We start from the raw sequence: 17977 nt of genomic DNA, 5'->3' as shown, positions 1-17977 counted from the left end.
GGGAATTACTAATTAAAATCCCAAAATTAAAAGCCAAAATTCCCACATAGATCAAATGTTTGGCGTATTAGAGTTTGTGCGTCCTGAGTTTATCCCTATTCTGCTATTTGATTGGCTAAGACCTAAAGTTACTCGTTTCATAATCCAGTACAAACCTGCAAGTACCACAAAGGTGATAGCAATAATCACCAGGGGTTGTTTTCCCAGAATTTCTTCTACTCCTTTGGTAAGTACAGCATCGGGTTGAGTAATAAAATCCCAACTGTTGAAACGCAAAAATCGCCCCCAATAAACACCAACAGCACAGAGAAAATGTGTAATTGTCTCAACGCGCCAAATCCATTGGCTCTTACCAATACGATGTAAATAGTGACCCCAATTAATTAACGATATTACATAAGCTTCAAATCCACTTAAAATTACTAGCAAATACAGAGGAATAAGTACTAAAGTAATCATCCACACCGATTGAATCGTGCGAATATCATCTATCAAGTGAATTACATCGGTCAACAAATATGGTGCATTTGGTAAGAAAGCATAGAAAACTAAGAATCCTAGCCACCAAAGCCAAGTGCCGCCGCGCCTCATGCGAAATAGCCAGACACTCAAAGCCAAAGGTATAAAAGCCAGAAATAAATTCCAAGTCATCCAACTCATATTAATTCGCAAGACCTGCACAACTCTGGCTATCAATTCTTCTTTCATAGGTGCTTACTCGGAAGATGTTTGATTGATGTAGATTTACTTTGTAGTGTTAGTGTTAACCTTATCGATTAAGTTTTTGTAGCCTCCAAAAAAATTAATTTTCTCCAACATCAGACAATATTTTTGTGTTAGTTAGAGGTAAATGCATACTGATATATGTCCAAAACTTAGAGTTTTTGTGTATTTTATGCTGGAGGATGAAATTTATCAATCAATCGGCTTAAGTCTACTAGTATAGCCAGAAAATCATCAGGGTAAAAGATACCACCGAAAGGTAGTCTGAGCAACAAAAACGCCGCGAATATATGATGGTGGGCTTTTTTAATTGCAATGTATGCCTCTGTGCTAACTATTATATTGATTTCATTTTGCCCTGCTAGAGTTCCAGAAGCATTCAGAATTTTTGTCAAGTTAGCCTTTGGTTAGGGGCGGACGAGACGCCCACCCCACAAGAAGTAGTTGGATATTTTTGATTGAAAAGTCCCTAACTAACGCAGTAGCACTCGACTACGAGGGCCGATCGCTTGTTTTGGTAAAGTGGGCATTGTACAACTCTTGGCAGAATCTTGCGAACAAGCGGCTTGAACAAGGGTTGCAGGGTTGACAACTACTTGATTTACCTCTAAGGAATTACCGTTACTCAATTCCATATTAGGTGTAGTAGAAATTGATGGTGAATTCGACCCAGATGTGTACGTTGTAGGTGTCGAGGAAGCGCCACTATCAACTATTGGTGTAACAGTGAATGTGTTACCGCCATCAACCATTGGCGTAACAGTGAATGTGTTTCCACCACTAACTACAGGTGCAGGAGCGATCGCACTACCACCACTAACTACAGGTGTAGGAGCGATCGCACTACCATCGATTACTGATGGGGGAATGGGTGTACTACCACCACTAATTAGTGGCGGGGGAGTGGGTGTACTACTACCGCTACTTACTGGCGGGGGAGTGGGTGTACTACTACCGTTACCAGTAGTTGGTGTAGGAGTTATGAGAGTTGCAGTTGCAGGTACTTTGATTTGTATTCTTGCTAGGGGTGCGTTAGTCATTTCCAAAGATGTCACCTTTGGCGAACCTGGGAGATCGGATTTGAAATCAAAGACTGTGGGGGTGGCGCTACCATTGCGATCGCTATATCGCACTCCATATCCACTCACTTCAAAAGTGCCCTGATACTGGTTTCCAGTGTTTGGATCGGTGACAGTACCAGTGTATAAGGCTTTTGTGAGATTAAATTCATCCTGAACTACTCCTTGAAATGTGGTTCCTGCCAATTGTCCTTGGTATTTATAGGGTGTCAACTCACCGCCAGAGAGAATCGGCGAAGTGAGAACGCCATTAAAGGAGACAATCGGAATGCCTTTAAAGTCAACAAAATAATGCAGACTACCATCAGAGCGTGTTTGTACCTGCACATAGTCTGACTTGTATATAGGAACATAATTAGGATTGTTCTTAGTACCTAAGTTCCGCGAGTAAGTCCCCGTGTCGTCTGTATCAACGCGAGTAATGCTTTGATTGAAATTGGGATTATTTCTGGGAAGTTGGATAGTACCCGATAATGTGCCAGTGCTTTGAATTGTGATTTGAGCCGAAGCATTTGTTCCACTTAAACCGATGAAGACTGCGGCTAAACTGCTGCTAACAAGAAAACAACCCAAATGAACTGATGAATTTAATTTCATGAAAAACTTGCTCCTTTAATCACGTATCAAAAAAAAAACACGCACGAGCTTTCCTTGCTCTCATCAGGTAATGAAAGCATCTAATACTGAATTAATCAGTAGTAAAATAGCGTATTTTATTACATTTACATCAGTACAAAATTAAAACCGGAAACTTGCTCTTAATGTCCCAACGATTAATGCATCGTTAGCGGCATTGTGATCGGGATTGAAAATAACGAATAAGCCTGGAGTCAAGGCGATATTGTCGCTGAGTTGGACGCGGTAAAAAACTTCTACGTGAATTGATGTGTCACTACGTCCACCTGCTGTCCCCCCATCAGAAAAGTTGGGAAAATTGAAGCCGTCGGGTAAAGTACTGGAAGTAATTTTGGGCGGTTGTCCAACGAGAACGCCCCCTAAATTCCCAGGACGCAACAAATTAGGAAAAGCCGCGAACACCATCCAGTTAGTAGTTTCTACACTTCCAGAAAGGTTAGATGGCTTGGAAGAAGTAAAGCCGCCCCAACCGCCCAAATGCAAGTTAGGGTTAATTCGCCAAGCAACGGTAGCACCAATTGCTTGAGTATCGAAAGCTGTAGGATTTGCAAAAGGTGAAATCAGTTGCGAATCGCCAATACCACCTCCCAATAAGCCATCTGGGGAGTGGGAATAAAGATAATGTACGCCGACATCGATGTTATTTGTAGGTGCTAAACTTAACTGAGCACCAGCAGTATATCTACCAGCAAATAGTTCGCCCTGCTTGGTGTCGCCAGGAAAATTGGGTATTTCGGCACTATAAACGCCTTGCAAACTAATGCGATCGCTAATCTGCCAGTCAAAGCCTATACCACCACTGCCGTTACCAATACTTAAAATCGGGTTCCGCTGACCAAATAGAGAAATTGCACCATCGCTAGAACCTTCTAAAGGGCTAATACCGCGAAAGGTGTTGATTGGATTGACTCCCGCCGTACCGACGACAATTCCCAAGTTATGCGAGGCGAGAAATCGATAAGATAAGTCACTAACAACTAGATTGTTGTCTGTATTTGACTCGAATCCCAACCGCCCCATATTGGTAGATAACAACGATGCATTAGAACCCAAATTACCCGCAGACAACCCTGTTAACAGCAAATCTCGCCCTGTAAATGAAGTTGCTAAGGTTAGTTGGGCGCTACTTGTGAAAGTCAGATTGGTTTTTCCCTGGCGTTCAGGTACTCCATCTCTCGGAAACAAATCGACATCGGGGCTATTGGTTCCCTGCACGCTAAAAATAGCTTGACCAAATAACCTAGTAGTTGTGGAAAACCGATTTCCTTGTAATTCACTAGTCTGCTTTTCCACAACCTCGATACGCTGCTGTAATTGCTGCAACTCTGCTTTGAACTCGCCTTGCAATCTTTGCAGCAAGATTAAATCTTCATTATTAACAGTATTAATTTTATTGTTAGCGTAGGCGTAGCCCGCACTTCGGCTGCGCTCAGTGACCACCGCAGGCATCGCATCGTTAATCTTCTCCAAACAAGCATTTAAACCAGCCGCAAATTCATAACGGCTGATACTGCGATTTCCCAGATAAGTCCCATCAGGGTATCCCGCAATGCAGCCATAGCGTTCTACTAAAGACTGCAAAGCACCAAAAGCCCAGTCGGAGGGTTGCACGTCTTGGAGTTGCGATACTGAGGTGACTTGAGACATTGGGTTGTCTGAGTCTGGAGGATGAAGAGATTGGGAAAATTCTTCTGTACTTTCCTGGTTCTGTACAACTTCTGCTACAGATTGAGTATTTTTTAATTCAGGTAAGTTAGGTGAACTGATAAATTGAATTTTGTCTCTACTTTTTCTAAGTATATTCTCGTACTTATTTTTTATTGTTGACGAGGTAGTTATATCTGGTTGCACGAATTCAGGTGGTGTAATTTCAGCAGGCGAGACAACTTGAGATAAATTATCCTGTGTTGACTGCTGCACCGGGTTTTCTGGCAGAATTACGGACTTTTCTGGTAAATTTACCGCAGATATTGGCACTGTTGTCAGCACACTCGCCATCAGTAGACTCATATCACTCCTGGTATTTCATTTGACTTGCACCAATACTTCTTTTGACAGATAAAGTTGGTGTATATCAGGAAATTTTTTGAAAAAAAGTGATAAAAGTTACTGTCTATCTGAGAGGCATCACCGTGTCAGTGGGAGAATGAAAGAGCAGAGGAGAAGTTGCAGTAAGTTTTTCCCCTCTGCCTCTCTGCACCTCTGCCCCAGATAGATTATTCTGGCTCGCTACAATACTTATTCATCTGATTCACTAATGTATCTGACTGTTTGCCAAGAGTTGTAGCTGTCGTCAGTGCTGAATCAATTTCGGCTCTAGCCTTTTGGATTTTTTCTCTGCCAGATTCTGAGGCTTGTGCTGTCTTGGTTGCACCAAGCGCTTTACCTGCTTTAGCGATCGCTTGACTAAGATTTTGAAAAATTTTCACAAAACTGCTTTGAAATTCTTTCAGCTTCGGATCTGTTAGCTTCAGTTCTCCAATGGATTTAGTTACAAAGTCTAAATCTTTAGATAGCTGTATGCTAGTTATCACTTGCGTTCCTTTATTTTTATCAATTAGAGAAGTTCCAGCATTCACAACTCGAATTAGTCGCTGACACTGAGAAACTTTATTGTCACTGCAACTAGCAACTAACAAAGCAATACTTAGGCTCACAGGAGCAAGAACAGTATATTTACGTAAAACAGACATTAACACCCCAACAGCAATAAAACCCACAATATAGTATCCAATATTACGGGTAAATGAGAGGATTGGGCAGAGGGGCAAGGAGGAAAAACTTACTGTAATTTCTCGCCTGCTCCCCTGCCCAATGCCCAATGCCCAATGCCCAAATCACCAATCTATCGGCAAACCCAACTGGTCTAAAGTAGCACCATCTTGTAACAGTGCTTGAATATCGCTGTCTATTTGAATACGACCACCAGACAGTACCAAAGCGCGTTGAGTGACTCTGCCTAACCAATTTAGATCGTGGGAAGCAATTAAAATTGCTTGCACAGGTAACTTTAATAATACTTGCCCCAAATGACGACGCCATGCTGGATCGAGACCGTTAGTTGGCTCATCCAAAATTAGAATTGTTGGTTCTAGGGCTAAAATTGAGGCTAGGGCGGCTAGGCGTCTTTGTCCACCAGAAAGTTCGTGGGCGGAACGATTGGCGTAAGCTTCTAGACCAAAATTAGCTAATAACTGCCTAGCGCGATCGCTAGCCTCTGCTGCTTTGATTCCATAGTTACGTGGCCCAAAGGTAATATCTTCTAAGATAGTCGGCATAAATAGTTGGTCGTTGGCATCTTGGAAGCTAAAGCCAATTTGACGACGCACTTGGGGTAAAGTTTGTGGTTCTACAGGAATGCCATTAATCGTTATTTTCCCAGATTGCGGTTGTTTTAAGCCGATTAAGTTCTCCAACAAGGTACTTTTTCCAGAACCTGTTGCTCCCATCAATGCAACGCGATCGCCTTTGTTCAAGGTAAAAGATATTTCCTGTAATACTGGCTCCTGGTGGGAATATGCATACACCAGGTTCTTAACCTCGACTACGGCTGCATGGGGATTATCGGTTGATAATTGAGGATTAGAAGTTAATGATTTCAAAATTTACAAACTCAATATGTAAGGGAGTAGAGACGCGATTAATCGCGTTTTAGTGAGAGACGCGATTAGTCGCGTCTGTACTAACGAGTGGGTTAAATCTTGTAAGAAGTTAGAGTTACACTAGCAGCGATCGCCCAAGCTAGTAATAAGGCAAAACGTTCTTTTGGTCTAAGGGTAGAATCTATGGGTAATTGTCCGTTGTAACCACGAGCTACCATTGCCGCATAGACTCGCTCGGCTCGATCTAGACTGCGGAGATACAAAGCTCCAATCATGGCTGCACTGGCATAGCGCAACCATCCTGTAGTTCCATTCAAACCGCGTAGTTGAGCGCTACGCCGCATCCGCGTTACTTCTGAGAGCAAAATTTCCATATATTGCCCAGCTAATAACAAGTTTTCCTTTAAAGGTGCTGGTACTGGTAAGCTTTTCAGGGCAATGCCGAAACTGTGGGGCGGTAAGGTTAACAAAAAACTATTCATCGTCACCAGACAAACCAGGGAACGAACTAGCAAAAAACTGGCTCGTTCCCATCCCAAGGGCAATGCTAGCAATGACAAAAAAATCAATTCTGTGCCGAGTAATCCTCCCAATTGGCGAATTGGTACGCGCAAGAAGCAAGCCCATAAAAGTGCGATCGCGCCATATACACTTAGTCCATACCAGGCATGATGCTTTAATAAAGCTGCTCCCACCACGATCGCTAGAGACAGTTGTAAGCGTAGCGGTAAGGAAAGTTTAAGCATTATTCGGTTTCACTACCTTGGCAATTCCAAAGGCAACAGCAAAGCAAACCGCAGCTCCCACCAGCCCAGCGATACTAGTGCCAATTGGCCCTAAACCCTCAATTCCATAGTCAGCTAAGGGAGTCGGCACAATTATCCGTACTTTCTCGGCTAAGTTAATGAAACCTGTATTTTCGGCAACTTTCTCCAAACCATCGGGCCATGCTGAAGCAAAGAGTGACAGCACCCCCGCAATCAAAAAAATGGTGACAATGGGCACTGACCAGCCACGAAACTCGTGCTGTTCGCCTGGTAACAAATCTGGTCGAGCGGTGGCCAGATAAGTCAACACACCTCCGGTAATCATTCCTTCGCCAATGCCAATCAAAATATGCACGCCAGTCATGGCTGGTAAAACTATCGCTACCGGTGCAGTTCCAGAGAGGGCTAATTCAATGGCACAAGCGATCGCAGCTACCACTACACTCACACCAGCGGCGATCCCAGCAGCCAAGGGTAAGCGCCCTTTAGACCCTCCAAACAGCCGTTGCAAGGTTTCGGTTAAAACCCAGCCAACCCAAACCCCAACTACTGCCATGTTAAAAATGTTTGCTCCCAAGGCTGTAATGCCACCATCAGCAAATAACACGGCTTGAATAATTAAAACTGTGGCAAGACACAACGTTCCAGCCCAAGGACTGCCCAAAACGATCGCAGCTAAGGTTCCCCCTAACAAGTGACCACTAGTACCTCCTGCTACTGGAAAATTGATCATCTGGGCAGCAAAAATAAAGGCGGTGGTTAATCCCAATATCGGGGCACGACGAATACCAAAAGCCTCTTGCGATCGCCCGAAGGCAACAAACAACGCTGCCACACTCGCTAAACCAGTAGCCCCAGCCACTGGAATAGAAACAAATCCATCAGGAATATGCATGATCTACCCTGTATTTTTAGAGGTTCATTTATTCAAAACAAGCAATAAAACTACGCCATCATTTTAATAACAAACAAAATTTTTCTCTTTTTTGCAATGCCCTACCGGGGGATTTTATAATGTTACTTTTGACATATTTTCAATCGAGTCTCTACTAAATACTATACTTATTTAGTAACATATTAATTTTTGTTAAACTGATTTTTTATATTGCTAAACGTTGACAAAATGGGACTGTACTTATTTCATTTCATTTTGTCGATCAAATTACTCCGAAAAAGAGATCGTAAATAAAATTTAACTACCTCTTACCTTATGGAGTAGTTCGTTTTTTCAAAAATCAAACAGAAATTTATAGCTATTCTTACATTTAAGAAATAGCTCTAACTATTTCTCCAAAATATGTTTTGATTTTTTGGTTTTGTAGTGTTTAATTAATTCCTTATTGCATCAAAAAATAAGTTTTTATGGGTGGAACGAGCTTATGTAATCAACATTTGCACTTTATTTTTACCTTGATGTAAAAACAATAATGTATAAGCACATTAACCAAATTTCCGATACTCCATACTAAATTAATATTCCCTGTAGTCTCATTAAAAAATTATAAAGATATGCTGAATAAACTGTATATTTGCTGACTTAGTTTACTTAAAAGTACATTAGGCTTTGCTAAAAATACGTAATTCTTCGTATAATATCATAAAAATAAGGGGTAAGATGTAAAATTTAGATGAATTTAGGAAAATACTAGAAATCAAAGTGCGGAAATTACTAAATTTTCAGGGCAACTAACTGTAACAAAAGGATTCCTCAACTTTTGAGTAACTAGGTTCAATCAATAAAGTCACCAGATGTTTGATTCTATTTTCCACGGACTTTACACACCCTCGTTTTGCAATTTGGAATATGAAAACAAACTCATCAAACTCGTTGTTAACAGTATCAACTGGCCCGCTAAAGATTTCAGAGTTGCCCCCCAACCCCGTGGATACAGATGATAATTCTATTTATCTTTCTCTAGTAATTCCTACTTATAAAGAGCGTGACAACATCAAAAATGTAGTCAGCATATTGAGTCAATTACTGGATGAATCTATTGCAGGAAAGTATGAACTAATAGTGGTAGATGATGATAGCCCAGACCGAACCTGGGAGATAGCGCAATCTTTAACGACAGAATACCCCCAGTTGCGAGTGATGCGACGCCAACAGGAACGGGGGCTATCCTCAGCAGTGATTCGTGGATGGCAAGCAGCGACAGGCAGTGTGTTGGGGGTGATTGATGGAGATTTGCAGCATCCACCAGAGGTACTAATACAACTGTTGCATAATATTGAGCAAGGAGCAGATTTGGCAGTAGCTAGCCGTCATGTAGAAGGAGGCGGTGTTAGTAGCTGGAGTGTTGTTAGGCGTTTCTTGTCTCGTGGCGCTCAGTTGTTAGGCTTGGTAATTTTACCGGGGGTATTGGGCAGAGTTACTGATCCGATGAGTGGTTATTTTATGGTGCGTCGGAGTGCGATCGCAGGTGTAACACTCAATCCAGTTGGATATAAAATTCTCCTAGAAGTAATTGGCCGGGGAAAAGTAGACCAAGTTGCCGAAGTTGGGTATGTATTTTGCGAACGCAAAGAGGGCGAGAGTAAGGTGACATGGAAGCAATATATAGATTACATCCACCATTTAGTGCGATTGCGGCTTTCCACAGGTAAAGTAGGACGATTGCAAAGAAAAGTCAATTTTCCCATCGGTCGATTTGTCCGTTTTGGGTTTGTTGGCTTTAGTGGTGTGTTTGTGGATTTAACGGTGTTTCACTTGCTGCGTACTGTAATTCATTTAGGTTTAACCCGCAGTACGATTCTTTCGGCCGGAGTGGCAATCGTAAATAATTTCTTATGGAATGATATATGGACTTTTAGTGATATTTCTCAGAGGCAACGTGCTTCGCATCAACGTTTCAAGAGATTCTTGAAGTTCAGTGCGGTCTGTTTGGCAGGAGTTATATTACAAGCTTTAATAATTAACTTTCTCTATAATATCTTGGAAATAAATCAGTATTTAGCTAAGTTGATCGCGATCGCAGTTGCTACCATTTGGAATTTCTGGGTTAATTTGAAACTTAGCTGGCGCGTCACAGACGTGAAATAATCACAACGAGGGATTTGAGCTTTAGATTTTTGTTTTTAGATTTTAGAACGAACTTAAATCTCAAACGTCAAATCTACAAATCCATGACTGTGAGGCCCAGCAATGAGAGTTCTTTTCCAAGGTGCATTTTATTTTTACAAACAAATTATCTCGTTGCTACCTGCATCTGCTATACATTTCCTGCCTTTGGCAGATAAAAACTCTGGCTCACAACGCAAGCATTGGCATAATTGGCATCGCCTTCCTCCTTTCTGGGTTCATCTCTTGGCGATCTTAATATGGTTGATTGTCGGCATCAGCTTGCGCCTAATCAACTTGACTGCAAAGCCTCCTTGGACTGATGAGTTTGCCACCTTGGTGTTTAGCTTGGGGAATACTTTTATATCAGTTCCCCTCGATCGAGCGATCGCACCTGATATCCTATTACAACCACTGCAAGTAAACCCAGCTGCAACGATTGGTGATGTCATTCATAACTTAGCCACACAAGATAATCATCCACCACTGTATTTTGTGCTGGCTTACCTGTGGATGAAGTTATTTAACAGCGATGGAGGATTAATATCGCTGTTTGGTGCGCGATTGCTACCAGCTATATTCGGTGCTGCCTCCATTCCGTGTGTTTACGTATTAGGTAGAGTAGCGTTTCGTTCGTCATTAGTGGGGCATTTGACTGCTGCGATGATGGCAGTATCACCTTATGGCGTATTTTTAGCACAAGAAGCGCGTCATTACACTTTGGCAATCTTATGGGTAATTGGTTCCCTCACCTGCTTAGTAATTGCCACACGTCATATTCAAAACCGCACACCTTTACCTATATGGGTAGCACTTTTCTGGATAGTAACTAATACTTTAGGTATTGCTACTCATTATTTTTTCAGCCTTACCCTTTGCACAGAAGTCGTAGTTTTGATTTTTCTGGCTTGGCTTCAATTGCAAAATAGCAGCAAATTTTCTCTTTTCTTCTCTCCTAGCTGGCGGCGCATCTATGCCGTTGTCATCGGTACTTGTGTAGCGGGTTTAATTTGGATACCAACCTTGTTAGAGAATGAAAATCGTGGTGCTTTGACCGAGTGGATTCGAGGTTCGCGCGTTGGACTAGATTGGTTAAGCCCAATTTTTCAAGCTTTAGGAACATTGATTGCCATGATTTCCCTATTACCAGTTGAATCTTCTCAAGCTTTGGTTGTGATTCCTTCTGGAATAGTGATGCTAACTTTCTTTATTTGGGCAGTCCCAATTTTGCTGCGTGGGATTAAAATTCAACTACAGCACCCAGAAAGCCGGATGATGATTCAGGTACTTGCTGGAGTCGTTATCAGTGCGATCGCAATATTCTTTATCTTTACGTACTTTTTGGGTATTGACCTCACCAGGGGTGCTAGATATAACTTTGTTTACTTTCCTGCGATCGTGGTTTTACTAGGTGCAAGTCTCGCAGTTTGTTGGCATCCTCCCCAGATGGAAACAGAGCCAGGGAAAAATGGGATAACAAGCATAGGTAAATGGGGAATAAACGGGAAAAAAGCCGTAATGTTAATTTGGTTAATGGGATTTTTCAGTGCAGTTACAGTAGTTTGCAATCTCGGCTATCAAAAATATTATCGTCCTGACCTGTTTGTGCAACTAATTCAACAAACATCCCCAACACCAGTACTGATTGCCACCACCCACAAAACTTATGTACACACTGGGGAAATGATGGGAGTCGCGAGGGAGATTAAACGTGCAAATTCACTCCAAAATCCCCTGTTTCTCCTTGCTCATCAAGATCGAGATCCGAATGCTTCCACCATTGCTCTGGAAAATACTTTAAAAAAATTACCACGACCTTTTGACTTGTGGCTGGTAAACTTTCACGCACCCGTAGCAGAAACCGTGAAAACATGTGTTATATCTGATACTCAATCTTTGCCACCCGTAGACGGCTACGAATATGAACTTTATCATTGCCAATAAGCTGGGGACTGGGGACTGGGGACTGGGGACTGGGGACTGGGGACTGGGGACTGGGGGGATGAGAAAGATAACAGGGAGAAATATTGAACAAGTTTCTCCCCAATGCCCAATGCCCAATGCCCAATCCCCAATCTATATGCATCTTGTGGAAGTTCCTCAAATCTCAATATCCATAGGAGACTAGAGAAAGAAAAACAAAATATATCTGACACGTTTTTCAAATAGCGAAAGCTGTAACTAGTTAAGGAGGATTTATGCGTGCAGTACTGATGGCGGGGGGTTCGGGAACGCGGCTTCGCCCGTTGACTTGCGATCTGCCAAAACCGATGGTGCCGATTCTAAATCGACCAATTGCCGAACATATTATCAATCTCCTCAAACGACATCAAATTACAGAAGTTATTGCAACATTGCATTATTTACCTGATGTCTTGCGAGACTATTTTCAAGATGGCAGCGATTTTGGCGTTCAGATGACTTATGCTGTCGAAGAAGACCAACCTTTGGGTACAGCAGGCTGTGTAAAAAACATTGCCGAACTTCTTGATGAAACCTTTTTAGTGATTAGCGGGGATAGCATAACAGATTTTGACCTGACGGGGGCGATCGCATATCACAAACAAAAACAGTCAAAAGCTACTTTGATTTTAACCAGGGTTCCCAACCCGATTGAATTTGGAGTGGTGATTACTGATGAGGAAGCCCGGATTCGGCGATTTTTAGAAAAACCCTCTAGTAGTGAAATTTTTTCTGATACCGTCAACACTGGTACTTATATTCTCGAACCAGAAGTTTTGGAATATTTGCCAGCAAACGTTGAATGTGACTTTTCTAAAGACTTATTCCCCTTACTGCTAGCAAAAGATGAGCCAATGTATGGTTACATTGCTCAAGGTTATTGGTGTGATGTCGGTCACTTAGATGCCTATCGTGAAGCTCAGTATGACGCGTTAGATCGAAAAGTCCAGTTGGATTTTGCCTATAAAGAAGTTTCTCATGAATTATGGGTAGGTCAAAATACTTACATCGATCGCACGGCTGTGATTGAAACCCCGGCTGTGATTGGTGACAATTGCCGTATTGGGGCAAGAGTACAGATTGAGGCAGGAACCGTAATTGGGGATAATGTCACTATTGGCGCTGATGCTAATCTCAAACGTCCCATCGTGTGGAATGGGGCATTTATTGGCGATGAAGCACATCTTTCTGCCTGTGTAATTTCCCGTGGCACTCGTGTAGACCGCCGCGCCCATGTATTAGAAGCTGCTGTTGTAGGTTCGCTTTCTACGGTGGGAGAAGAAGCCCAAATTAGCCCTGGTGTGCGCGTTTGGCCCAGTAAAAAGATTGAGTCAGGGGCAGTTTTAAACATTAACTTAATTTGGGGGAACACTGCCCAACGAAATTTATTCGGTCAACGTGGTGTTCAAGGATTAGCTAATATCGACATTACTCCAGAATTTGCCGTGAAATTGGGAGCTGCTTACGGTTCTACTTTGAAACCTGGTTCTAAAGTAACAGTTTCCCGCGACCAGCGTAATGTCTCTCGGATGGTGACGCGATCGCTGATTGCAGGTTTAATGTCGGTAGGTGTTGACATTCAAAACCTTGATGCTACAGCTATCCCCATCGCCCGTACAGTTATACCCACAATGTCGGTAGCTGGTGGTATCCACGTCCGGGTACACCCCGATCGCCCTGACTACATTTTGATTGAATTCATGGATGCCAAGGGCATTAATATCACCAAAGCCCTGGAAAAGAAAATTGAAGGGGCTTACTTTAAGGAAGATATGCGGCGGGCGCTAATTCATGAAATTGGCGATGTATCTTACCCCAGCCAAGTCATGGAGCGCTACTGCACTGCTTTTGAGAAACTATTGCATGTTCATACACTCCGCAACAGTCGGGCAAAAGTGGTGATTGACTATGTTTATGCAGTATCAGGGGCAGTTTTACCCCAAATGTTGGATAAATTTGGCGCTGATGCAGTGGTATTGAATGCCAGTGTCAATAAAACGGCAATGTCAATCACCGATCGCGAAGGATTGCTGACTCAGTTAGGTCATGTAGTGGAGGCATTAAAAGCTAACTTTGGGGTGCAAGTATCCGCTAATGGAGAACAGCTAATTTTAGTTGATGAATCAGGCTACCCAATTCGCGGGGAAATGTTAACAGCACTGATGGTAGACATGATATTAACTGCTAACCCCAGAGGAACGGTAGTTGTACCAGTTCATGCTTCCAGTGCTATTGAACAAGTCGCCCGTCGCCATGATGGCAGAGTGATTCGCACTAAAGCCAACCCTACAGCTTTAATGGAGGCTTGTCAGAAAAATCCAAATGTGGTATTGGGAGGTAGTGGAGAGACTGGTTTTATTTTCCCGCAACTGCATCCGGGATTTGATTCCATGTTCTGCATTGCCAAGATAATTGAGATGTTGACTATCCAGGAGCGATCGCTTGCTGCGGCGCGGTCAGAATTGCCTCGTGTAATTCACAAAAGTTATACAGTCCGTTGCCCGTGGACAGCTAAGGGTGCTTTAATGCGTTACTTGGTAGAAACTCACCCAGCCCAAAATCTAGAATTAATTGATGGAGTGAAAATTTGTCAACCCTACGATGACAGTTGGCTGTTAGTTTTACCAGATGCCAGCGAACCACTGGTGCATTTGTATGCAAATAGCAACGATCGCGAATGGGTAGATGAGACTGTGAGAAACTACCGCACCCGTGTTCAGACTTTTGTGGAAAGACAACAAGAATATCAACCCGCCGAAGTGTAATTCGTAATACTTCGGCTACGCTCAGTACAAGTTCGTAATTCGTAATTGAATTCTTTAATTACGAACTACGAATTATCTTGACCACCCGCCCATTCGTCACAAATTAAAGCTGTAAGGTAGTTGTCAAAAGATTTTGAGAAGGCGTTCGGAAGAAAAATTGGTCGGAGCCTCGTTGTTTTTCCGTTACAAAATAATGCCTCTAAAGTTGAACTGTCCACTATCCAAATTCGAGAAATTTAGTTAGAGTAAACTGAATACTTTCAGGTATTGGTCGTTTATTTCTACATTTGGGCGTATTGACAAAATACACTTATTTTTAAAATGTGACTCATCAGACTCTAGGCGATTACCTAAGCTAAAAAAGTCGTCAACAATATATCCTAAATTTTCAGAAAATTGGACAGTATAAGAATGAATAAGGTGATTGTCCTGGGTTCAGTAAACCTTAAGTGATATCCCACAAAAACTTTAAAATCACTTCCACAATTTCAATAAAATCGGCAATTGATACATATCCTCAAAAACTAGCTTTGCTCCTGCGGCAATCAAAGCATCGTGATGCGAAGAATTGCCTTGATTACTTCGTGGAGTATAACCAAATACCTGCATTCGGGCGGCAGATGCTGCTTGCACCCCCGTTACCGAGTCCTCGATTACCAAACAATTTTCTGGAGTCTTACCCATTTGGCTAGCCGCATACAGATACACATCAGGAAAGGGCTTAGGGCGTTCAACATGATGAGAGCTATATAGCTTGCCATCAAATTGATGCAACAATCCCGTTAATTGTAAAACGAATTGAATATGCCGAGGACTGCTGTTCGATGCTACACATCTTGGCAATGTAATCTGTTCTAAAACGGCAGCAATTCCCTCAGTTGCTTGGAGTTCTTGTTGCAATGCAGCGATTTCTCGTTCCTTACAGCGTTCAAGCAATTTAGCAGGAACTGGTTTTCCGTAGGTTTTCTTAATAATCTCCAAACAAGTTGCCAATGACTTCCCCATAAATTGTTGGGTGACTTCTTCATAGGTGATTGTCAATCCACCTTCAGTTAATGTTTCGGCAAAAATACGATTCACTATCGGTTCACTATTTACCAACACACCATCGCAATCAAAAATGATCAATTCCAAATTTGTCATAGCTTAACGAACAGTTACTTTTTTCAGTAATTGTAATCTAGACAAGTTCAACAAGTCGTGCGTACACATCTTTTGCACAGGAGTGCTTTGATAGCGTTCCCGAATAAATCCCTCCCATCACCCGCGCAAACACTGACTACACGAATGATTCCCGGTAAAGATGCATCCAAGCTATGAGAAATATATTCCCGAACAATTTGCAGTCGCTGCTGCAATGTTGGTGTTCACTATTGTAGAGATCGTGCCATTCAAACCAGTCTTTTGGCATAAGGGGCAATTTCCGTTTGATTTAAACTATCTTCTTGCAGAGTGCGTTATTCACTCTTAATATAAAAATACGGTAACTTGATTGAGTTACCGTATTTAAAGCAGCCAAAGGACAAGATCGCATAACTTCTGCAAGATCGAGTCTTGTATCGCTTTTAGTCTAAACTCTTTTGTTCAGGCGTTCATCTCAATACTCCTATTCGAGTCAGTGCGAAGTTTTTGACCAATTAAGGTATGAGAATTCTTGCTGCCTCGTCTAGTTTTCGGTTTGTTTCCTGAAATACTTAACAAAAGTTTACCCATCTAAATGAAAAAGACTCTCAATTATTCTGGTAGTATATCTTCAGAGTTATTGAGACTAATACTCATTAAGCGGGTCATGTATTTCAGCTATTTGCAAACTTTCTGAAAAGATAACGCTTTTGACTTGCGTGGCTGTTCAAACACTGGAGTAGATGCCTTGATGGGCAGATTAACCAACCTCTCAGGGCGACTTTTCAGCAGAGCACACAACTATTTATTTTTCAGGTGTCAATATGTCAAAAAAAATTGGTTTGTTTTACGGGACTCAAACTGGTAACACTGAATCTGATGCTGAAAAAATTCGGGATGAGTTTGGTGGTGATGTTGTAACATTACATCCCATTTACGAGGCGGATAGTAGTACTTTTGATGAGTATGACTTGCTGATTATTGGCTCTCCTACTTGGGATATTGGTCAACTTCAGAGCGATTGGGAAGGCTTTTTCTCCGATCTAGATGAAATAGATTTTAGTGGAAAGCTAGTTGCCTATTTTGGTGATGGAGACCAATATGGTTATGCCGATAACTTCCAAGATGCAATAGGAATTCTGGAAGAAAAGATTTCCCAACGGGGCGGTAAAACTGTTGGTTACTGGCCAACTGAGGGATATGACTTTGAGAATTCTAGAGCTTTGAGAAATGGCAAATTTGTCGGATTGGCGCTTGATGAAGGTAGTCAATCTGATTTAACAGACGAGCGAATTAAAACTTGGGTTGCTCAGTTAAAGACAGAATTTGGTTTGTAGAGATTTAGGGCGTACAGCTAACTGTACGCCTTTGTTGAAACTGATAATTTAATTTAGAAGTTCTAGGTATTTATGTCTGATTCATTTGATGTTTTATGGTTAAGTGCCAGTCCAGCTTTGCAGCGTTTTGATAAACCATTACTTGAATATTTATCTAGTTATATAAATGTTGCCCATTGGGAATATCAGCAAACTAAAGACGAAGCCAGTTCCATAGATCAAGCTGTAGATTTACTGTATGAATTTTTAGAATGCCGCGGCCCCGTGCATTTAGCAGGTCATGCTATGGGTGGTGCGATCGCCTTAACCTTTGCGCGGCGATTTCCGCAAAAAGTGCGATCGCTCACTCTGCTAGCTGTAGCTGCTCAACCTGCAAACAATTGGCAGGCTCACTATTACTTTCAACGACAACTTTTTAGCATCAGCCGTGAACTAATTCTAGCAAGCAGCGTTCGCAGTCTATTTGGCAATCAACCACCTCATACCACTAAAAAGTTAGTAGCTGCCTTAGATAAAGATTTAGAACAATCTCCCACGTCACACTCTTTATTTAAGTTGGTTTATTTACCCAAAAGTGGAGTTTCTATGCCAATGATGGTATGTGGTAGCAAGAGCGATCCGGTAGTCAACTCAACTGTATTGCATGACTGGTTAAATTGGTTCAAGCCAGAAGATAAACTCTGGGAATACCCAGAAGGGTATCATTTTTTTCACTATTTTTATCCTCAACAGGTTGGCGAACAAATTTTGAGTTTTTGGCAAAGTCACCATCCGCATTTACTAGAAGCATCTGCACTATCTTTTAGCACTTCTATAAATTAGTAACTTTGAGGTGCGATGTCTGACGACAGCCTTACGGCTACGCACCGATGAAATTTGGGGTGTAATGGGGTGCGTAGCTTGCCGCCGTAGGCATCGCTACT

The 17977-nt window shown here is 42.1% G+C and carries 14 protein-coding genes; 5 read left to right on the top strand and 9 right to left on the bottom strand.

Annotation, left to right across the window (positions count from 1 at the left end; translation table 11 throughout):
* Positions 1-51 precede the first annotated feature (51 nt).
* The 8 genes from RMZ95_RS01670 to RMZ95_RS01635 all read right to left on the bottom strand — a co-directional run bounded on the left by RMZ95_RS01670 (position 52) and on the right by RMZ95_RS01635 (position 7702).
* Positions 52-708: a DUF1361 domain-containing protein gene (locus RMZ95_RS01670; protein ID WP_322670693.1), complete on the bottom strand. Its 657-nt coding sequence runs from the start codon at positions 706-708 to the stop codon at positions 52-54.
* 185 nt (positions 709-893) lie between these two features.
* Complete coding sequence (locus RMZ95_RS01665) at positions 894-1118, bottom strand: hypothetical protein (protein WP_322670692.1); 225 nt, start codon at positions 1116-1118, stop codon at positions 894-896.
* A gap of 78 nt (positions 1119-1196) precedes the next feature.
* The gene (locus RMZ95_RS01660; RefSeq protein ID WP_322685334.1) at positions 1197-2399 is read right to left on the bottom strand and encodes a hypothetical protein; all 1203 of its coding nucleotides are present in this window, start codon (positions 2397-2399) and stop codon (positions 1197-1199) included.
* 141 nt (positions 2400-2540) lie between these two features.
* The gene (locus RMZ95_RS01655) at positions 2541-4448 is read right to left on the bottom strand and encodes an iron uptake porin (RefSeq protein ID WP_322685335.1); all 1908 of its coding nucleotides are present in this window, start codon (positions 4446-4448) and stop codon (positions 2541-2543) included.
* Positions 4449-4654: 206 nt separating this feature from the next.
* The gene (locus RMZ95_RS01650; protein WP_322670689.1) at positions 4655-5131 is read right to left on the bottom strand and encodes a hypothetical protein; all 477 of its coding nucleotides are present in this window, start codon (positions 5129-5131) and stop codon (positions 4655-4657) included.
* A gap of 144 nt (positions 5132-5275) precedes the next feature.
* A complete protein-coding gene (locus tag RMZ95_RS01645; RefSeq protein WP_322685336.1) occupies positions 5276-6040 on the bottom strand; it encodes an ABC transporter ATP-binding protein in 765 nt (254 codons plus the stop codon).
* Between the two features lie 92 nt (positions 6041-6132).
* On the bottom strand, positions 6133-6786 hold the full coding sequence (locus RMZ95_RS01640) for an energy-coupling factor transporter transmembrane protein EcfT (protein WP_322670687.1): 654 nt from the start codon (positions 6784-6786) through the stop codon (positions 6133-6135).
* On the bottom strand, positions 6779-7702 hold the full coding sequence (locus RMZ95_RS01635) for an energy-coupling factor ABC transporter permease (RefSeq protein ID WP_322685337.1): 924 nt from the start codon (positions 7700-7702) through the stop codon (positions 6779-6781). Before RMZ95_RS01635 ends, RMZ95_RS01640 begins: the two co-directional genes overlap by 8 nt.
* Positions 7703-8611: 909 nt before the next feature.
* Between RMZ95_RS01635 and RMZ95_RS01630 the strand changes: the two genes are divergently transcribed.
* From RMZ95_RS01630 to RMZ95_RS01620, 3 genes are all read left to right on the top strand, one after another.
* The gene (locus RMZ95_RS01630) at positions 8612-9850 is read left to right on the top strand and encodes a glycosyltransferase (RefSeq protein ID WP_322685338.1); all 1239 of its coding nucleotides are present in this window, start codon (positions 8612-8614) and stop codon (positions 9848-9850) included.
* 102 nt (positions 9851-9952) lie between these two features.
* Positions 9953-11812: a glycosyltransferase gene (locus RMZ95_RS01625; RefSeq protein WP_322685339.1), complete on the top strand. Its 1860-nt coding sequence runs from the start codon at positions 9953-9955 to the stop codon at positions 11810-11812.
* Positions 11813-12066: 254 nt separating this feature from the next.
* Positions 12067-14595, top strand: a complete 2529-nt coding sequence (locus RMZ95_RS01620; protein WP_322685340.1) for a mannose-1-phosphate guanyltransferase — start codon at positions 12067-12069, stop codon at positions 14593-14595.
* A gap of 474 nt (positions 14596-15069) precedes the next feature.
* On the opposite strand, the gene RMZ95_RS01615 is transcribed toward RMZ95_RS01620, so the two are convergent.
* On the bottom strand, positions 15070-15738 hold the full coding sequence (locus RMZ95_RS01615; RefSeq protein ID WP_322675177.1) for an HAD family hydrolase: 669 nt from the start codon (positions 15736-15738) through the stop codon (positions 15070-15072).
* An 803-nt stretch (positions 15739-16541) separates the two neighbouring features.
* On the opposite strand from RMZ95_RS01615, the gene fldA reads away from it, so the two are divergent.
* Complete coding sequence (gene fldA, locus RMZ95_RS01610; protein ID WP_322685341.1) at positions 16542-17054, top strand: flavodoxin FldA; 513 nt, start codon at positions 16542-16544, stop codon at positions 17052-17054.
* 72 nt (positions 17055-17126) lie between these two features.
* Positions 17127-17876 carry an alpha/beta fold hydrolase gene (locus RMZ95_RS01605; protein ID WP_322685342.1) on the top strand — a complete coding sequence of 250 codons (750 nt, stop codon included), beginning with the start codon at positions 17127-17129 and terminating at the stop codon, positions 17874-17876.
* Positions 17877-17977: the final 101 nt, after the last annotated feature.

Source organism: Nostoc sp. DedQUE07, assembly GCF_034530975.2.
Classification (GTDB): Bacteria; Cyanobacteriota; Cyanobacteriia; order Cyanobacteriales; family Nostocaceae; genus Nostoc.
This window is presented reverse-complemented; position numbering and strand designations above follow the sequence as displayed.

What these genes read in the sequence shown, in the direction of transcription:
- RMZ95_RS01605 (WP_322685342.1), top strand. Translation starts at nt 17,127, where the DNA reads ATGTCTGATTCATTTGATGTTTTATGGTTAAGTGCCAGTCCAGCTTTG.
- RMZ95_RS01670 (WP_322670693.1), bottom strand. Translation starts at nt 708, where the DNA reads ATGAAAGAAGAATTGATAGCCAGAGTTGTGCAGGTCTTGCGAATTAAT.
- RMZ95_RS01635 (WP_322685337.1), bottom strand. Translation starts at nt 7,702, where the DNA reads ATGCATATTCCTGATGGATTTGTTTCTATTCCAGTGGCTGGGGCTACT.
- RMZ95_RS01655 (WP_322685335.1), bottom strand. Translation starts at nt 4,448, where the DNA reads ATGAGTCTACTGATGGCGAGTGTGCTGACAACAGTGCCAATATCTGCG.
- RMZ95_RS01615 (WP_322675177.1), bottom strand. Translation starts at nt 15,738, where the DNA reads ATGACAAATTTGGAATTGATCATTTTTGATTGCGATGGTGTGTTGGTA.
- RMZ95_RS01660 (WP_322685334.1), bottom strand. Translation starts at nt 2,399, where the DNA reads ATGAAATTAAATTCATCAGTTCATTTGGGTTGTTTTCTTGTTAGCAGC.
- RMZ95_RS01630 (WP_322685338.1), top strand. Translation starts at nt 8,612, where the DNA reads ATGAAAACAAACTCATCAAACTCGTTGTTAACAGTATCAACTGGCCCG.
- fldA (WP_322685341.1), top strand. Translation starts at nt 16,542, where the DNA reads ATGTCAAAAAAAATTGGTTTGTTTTACGGGACTCAAACTGGTAACACT.
- RMZ95_RS01640 (WP_322670687.1), bottom strand. Translation starts at nt 6,786, where the DNA reads ATGCTTAAACTTTCCTTACCGCTACGCTTACAACTGTCTCTAGCGATC.
- RMZ95_RS01650 (WP_322670689.1), bottom strand. Translation starts at nt 5,131, where the DNA reads ATGTCTGTTTTACGTAAATATACTGTTCTTGCTCCTGTGAGCCTAAGT.
- RMZ95_RS01625 (WP_322685339.1), top strand. Translation starts at nt 9,953, where the DNA reads ATGAGAGTTCTTTTCCAAGGTGCATTTTATTTTTACAAACAAATTATC.
- RMZ95_RS01620 (WP_322685340.1), top strand. Translation starts at nt 12,067, where the DNA reads ATGCGTGCAGTACTGATGGCGGGGGGTTCGGGAACGCGGCTTCGCCCG.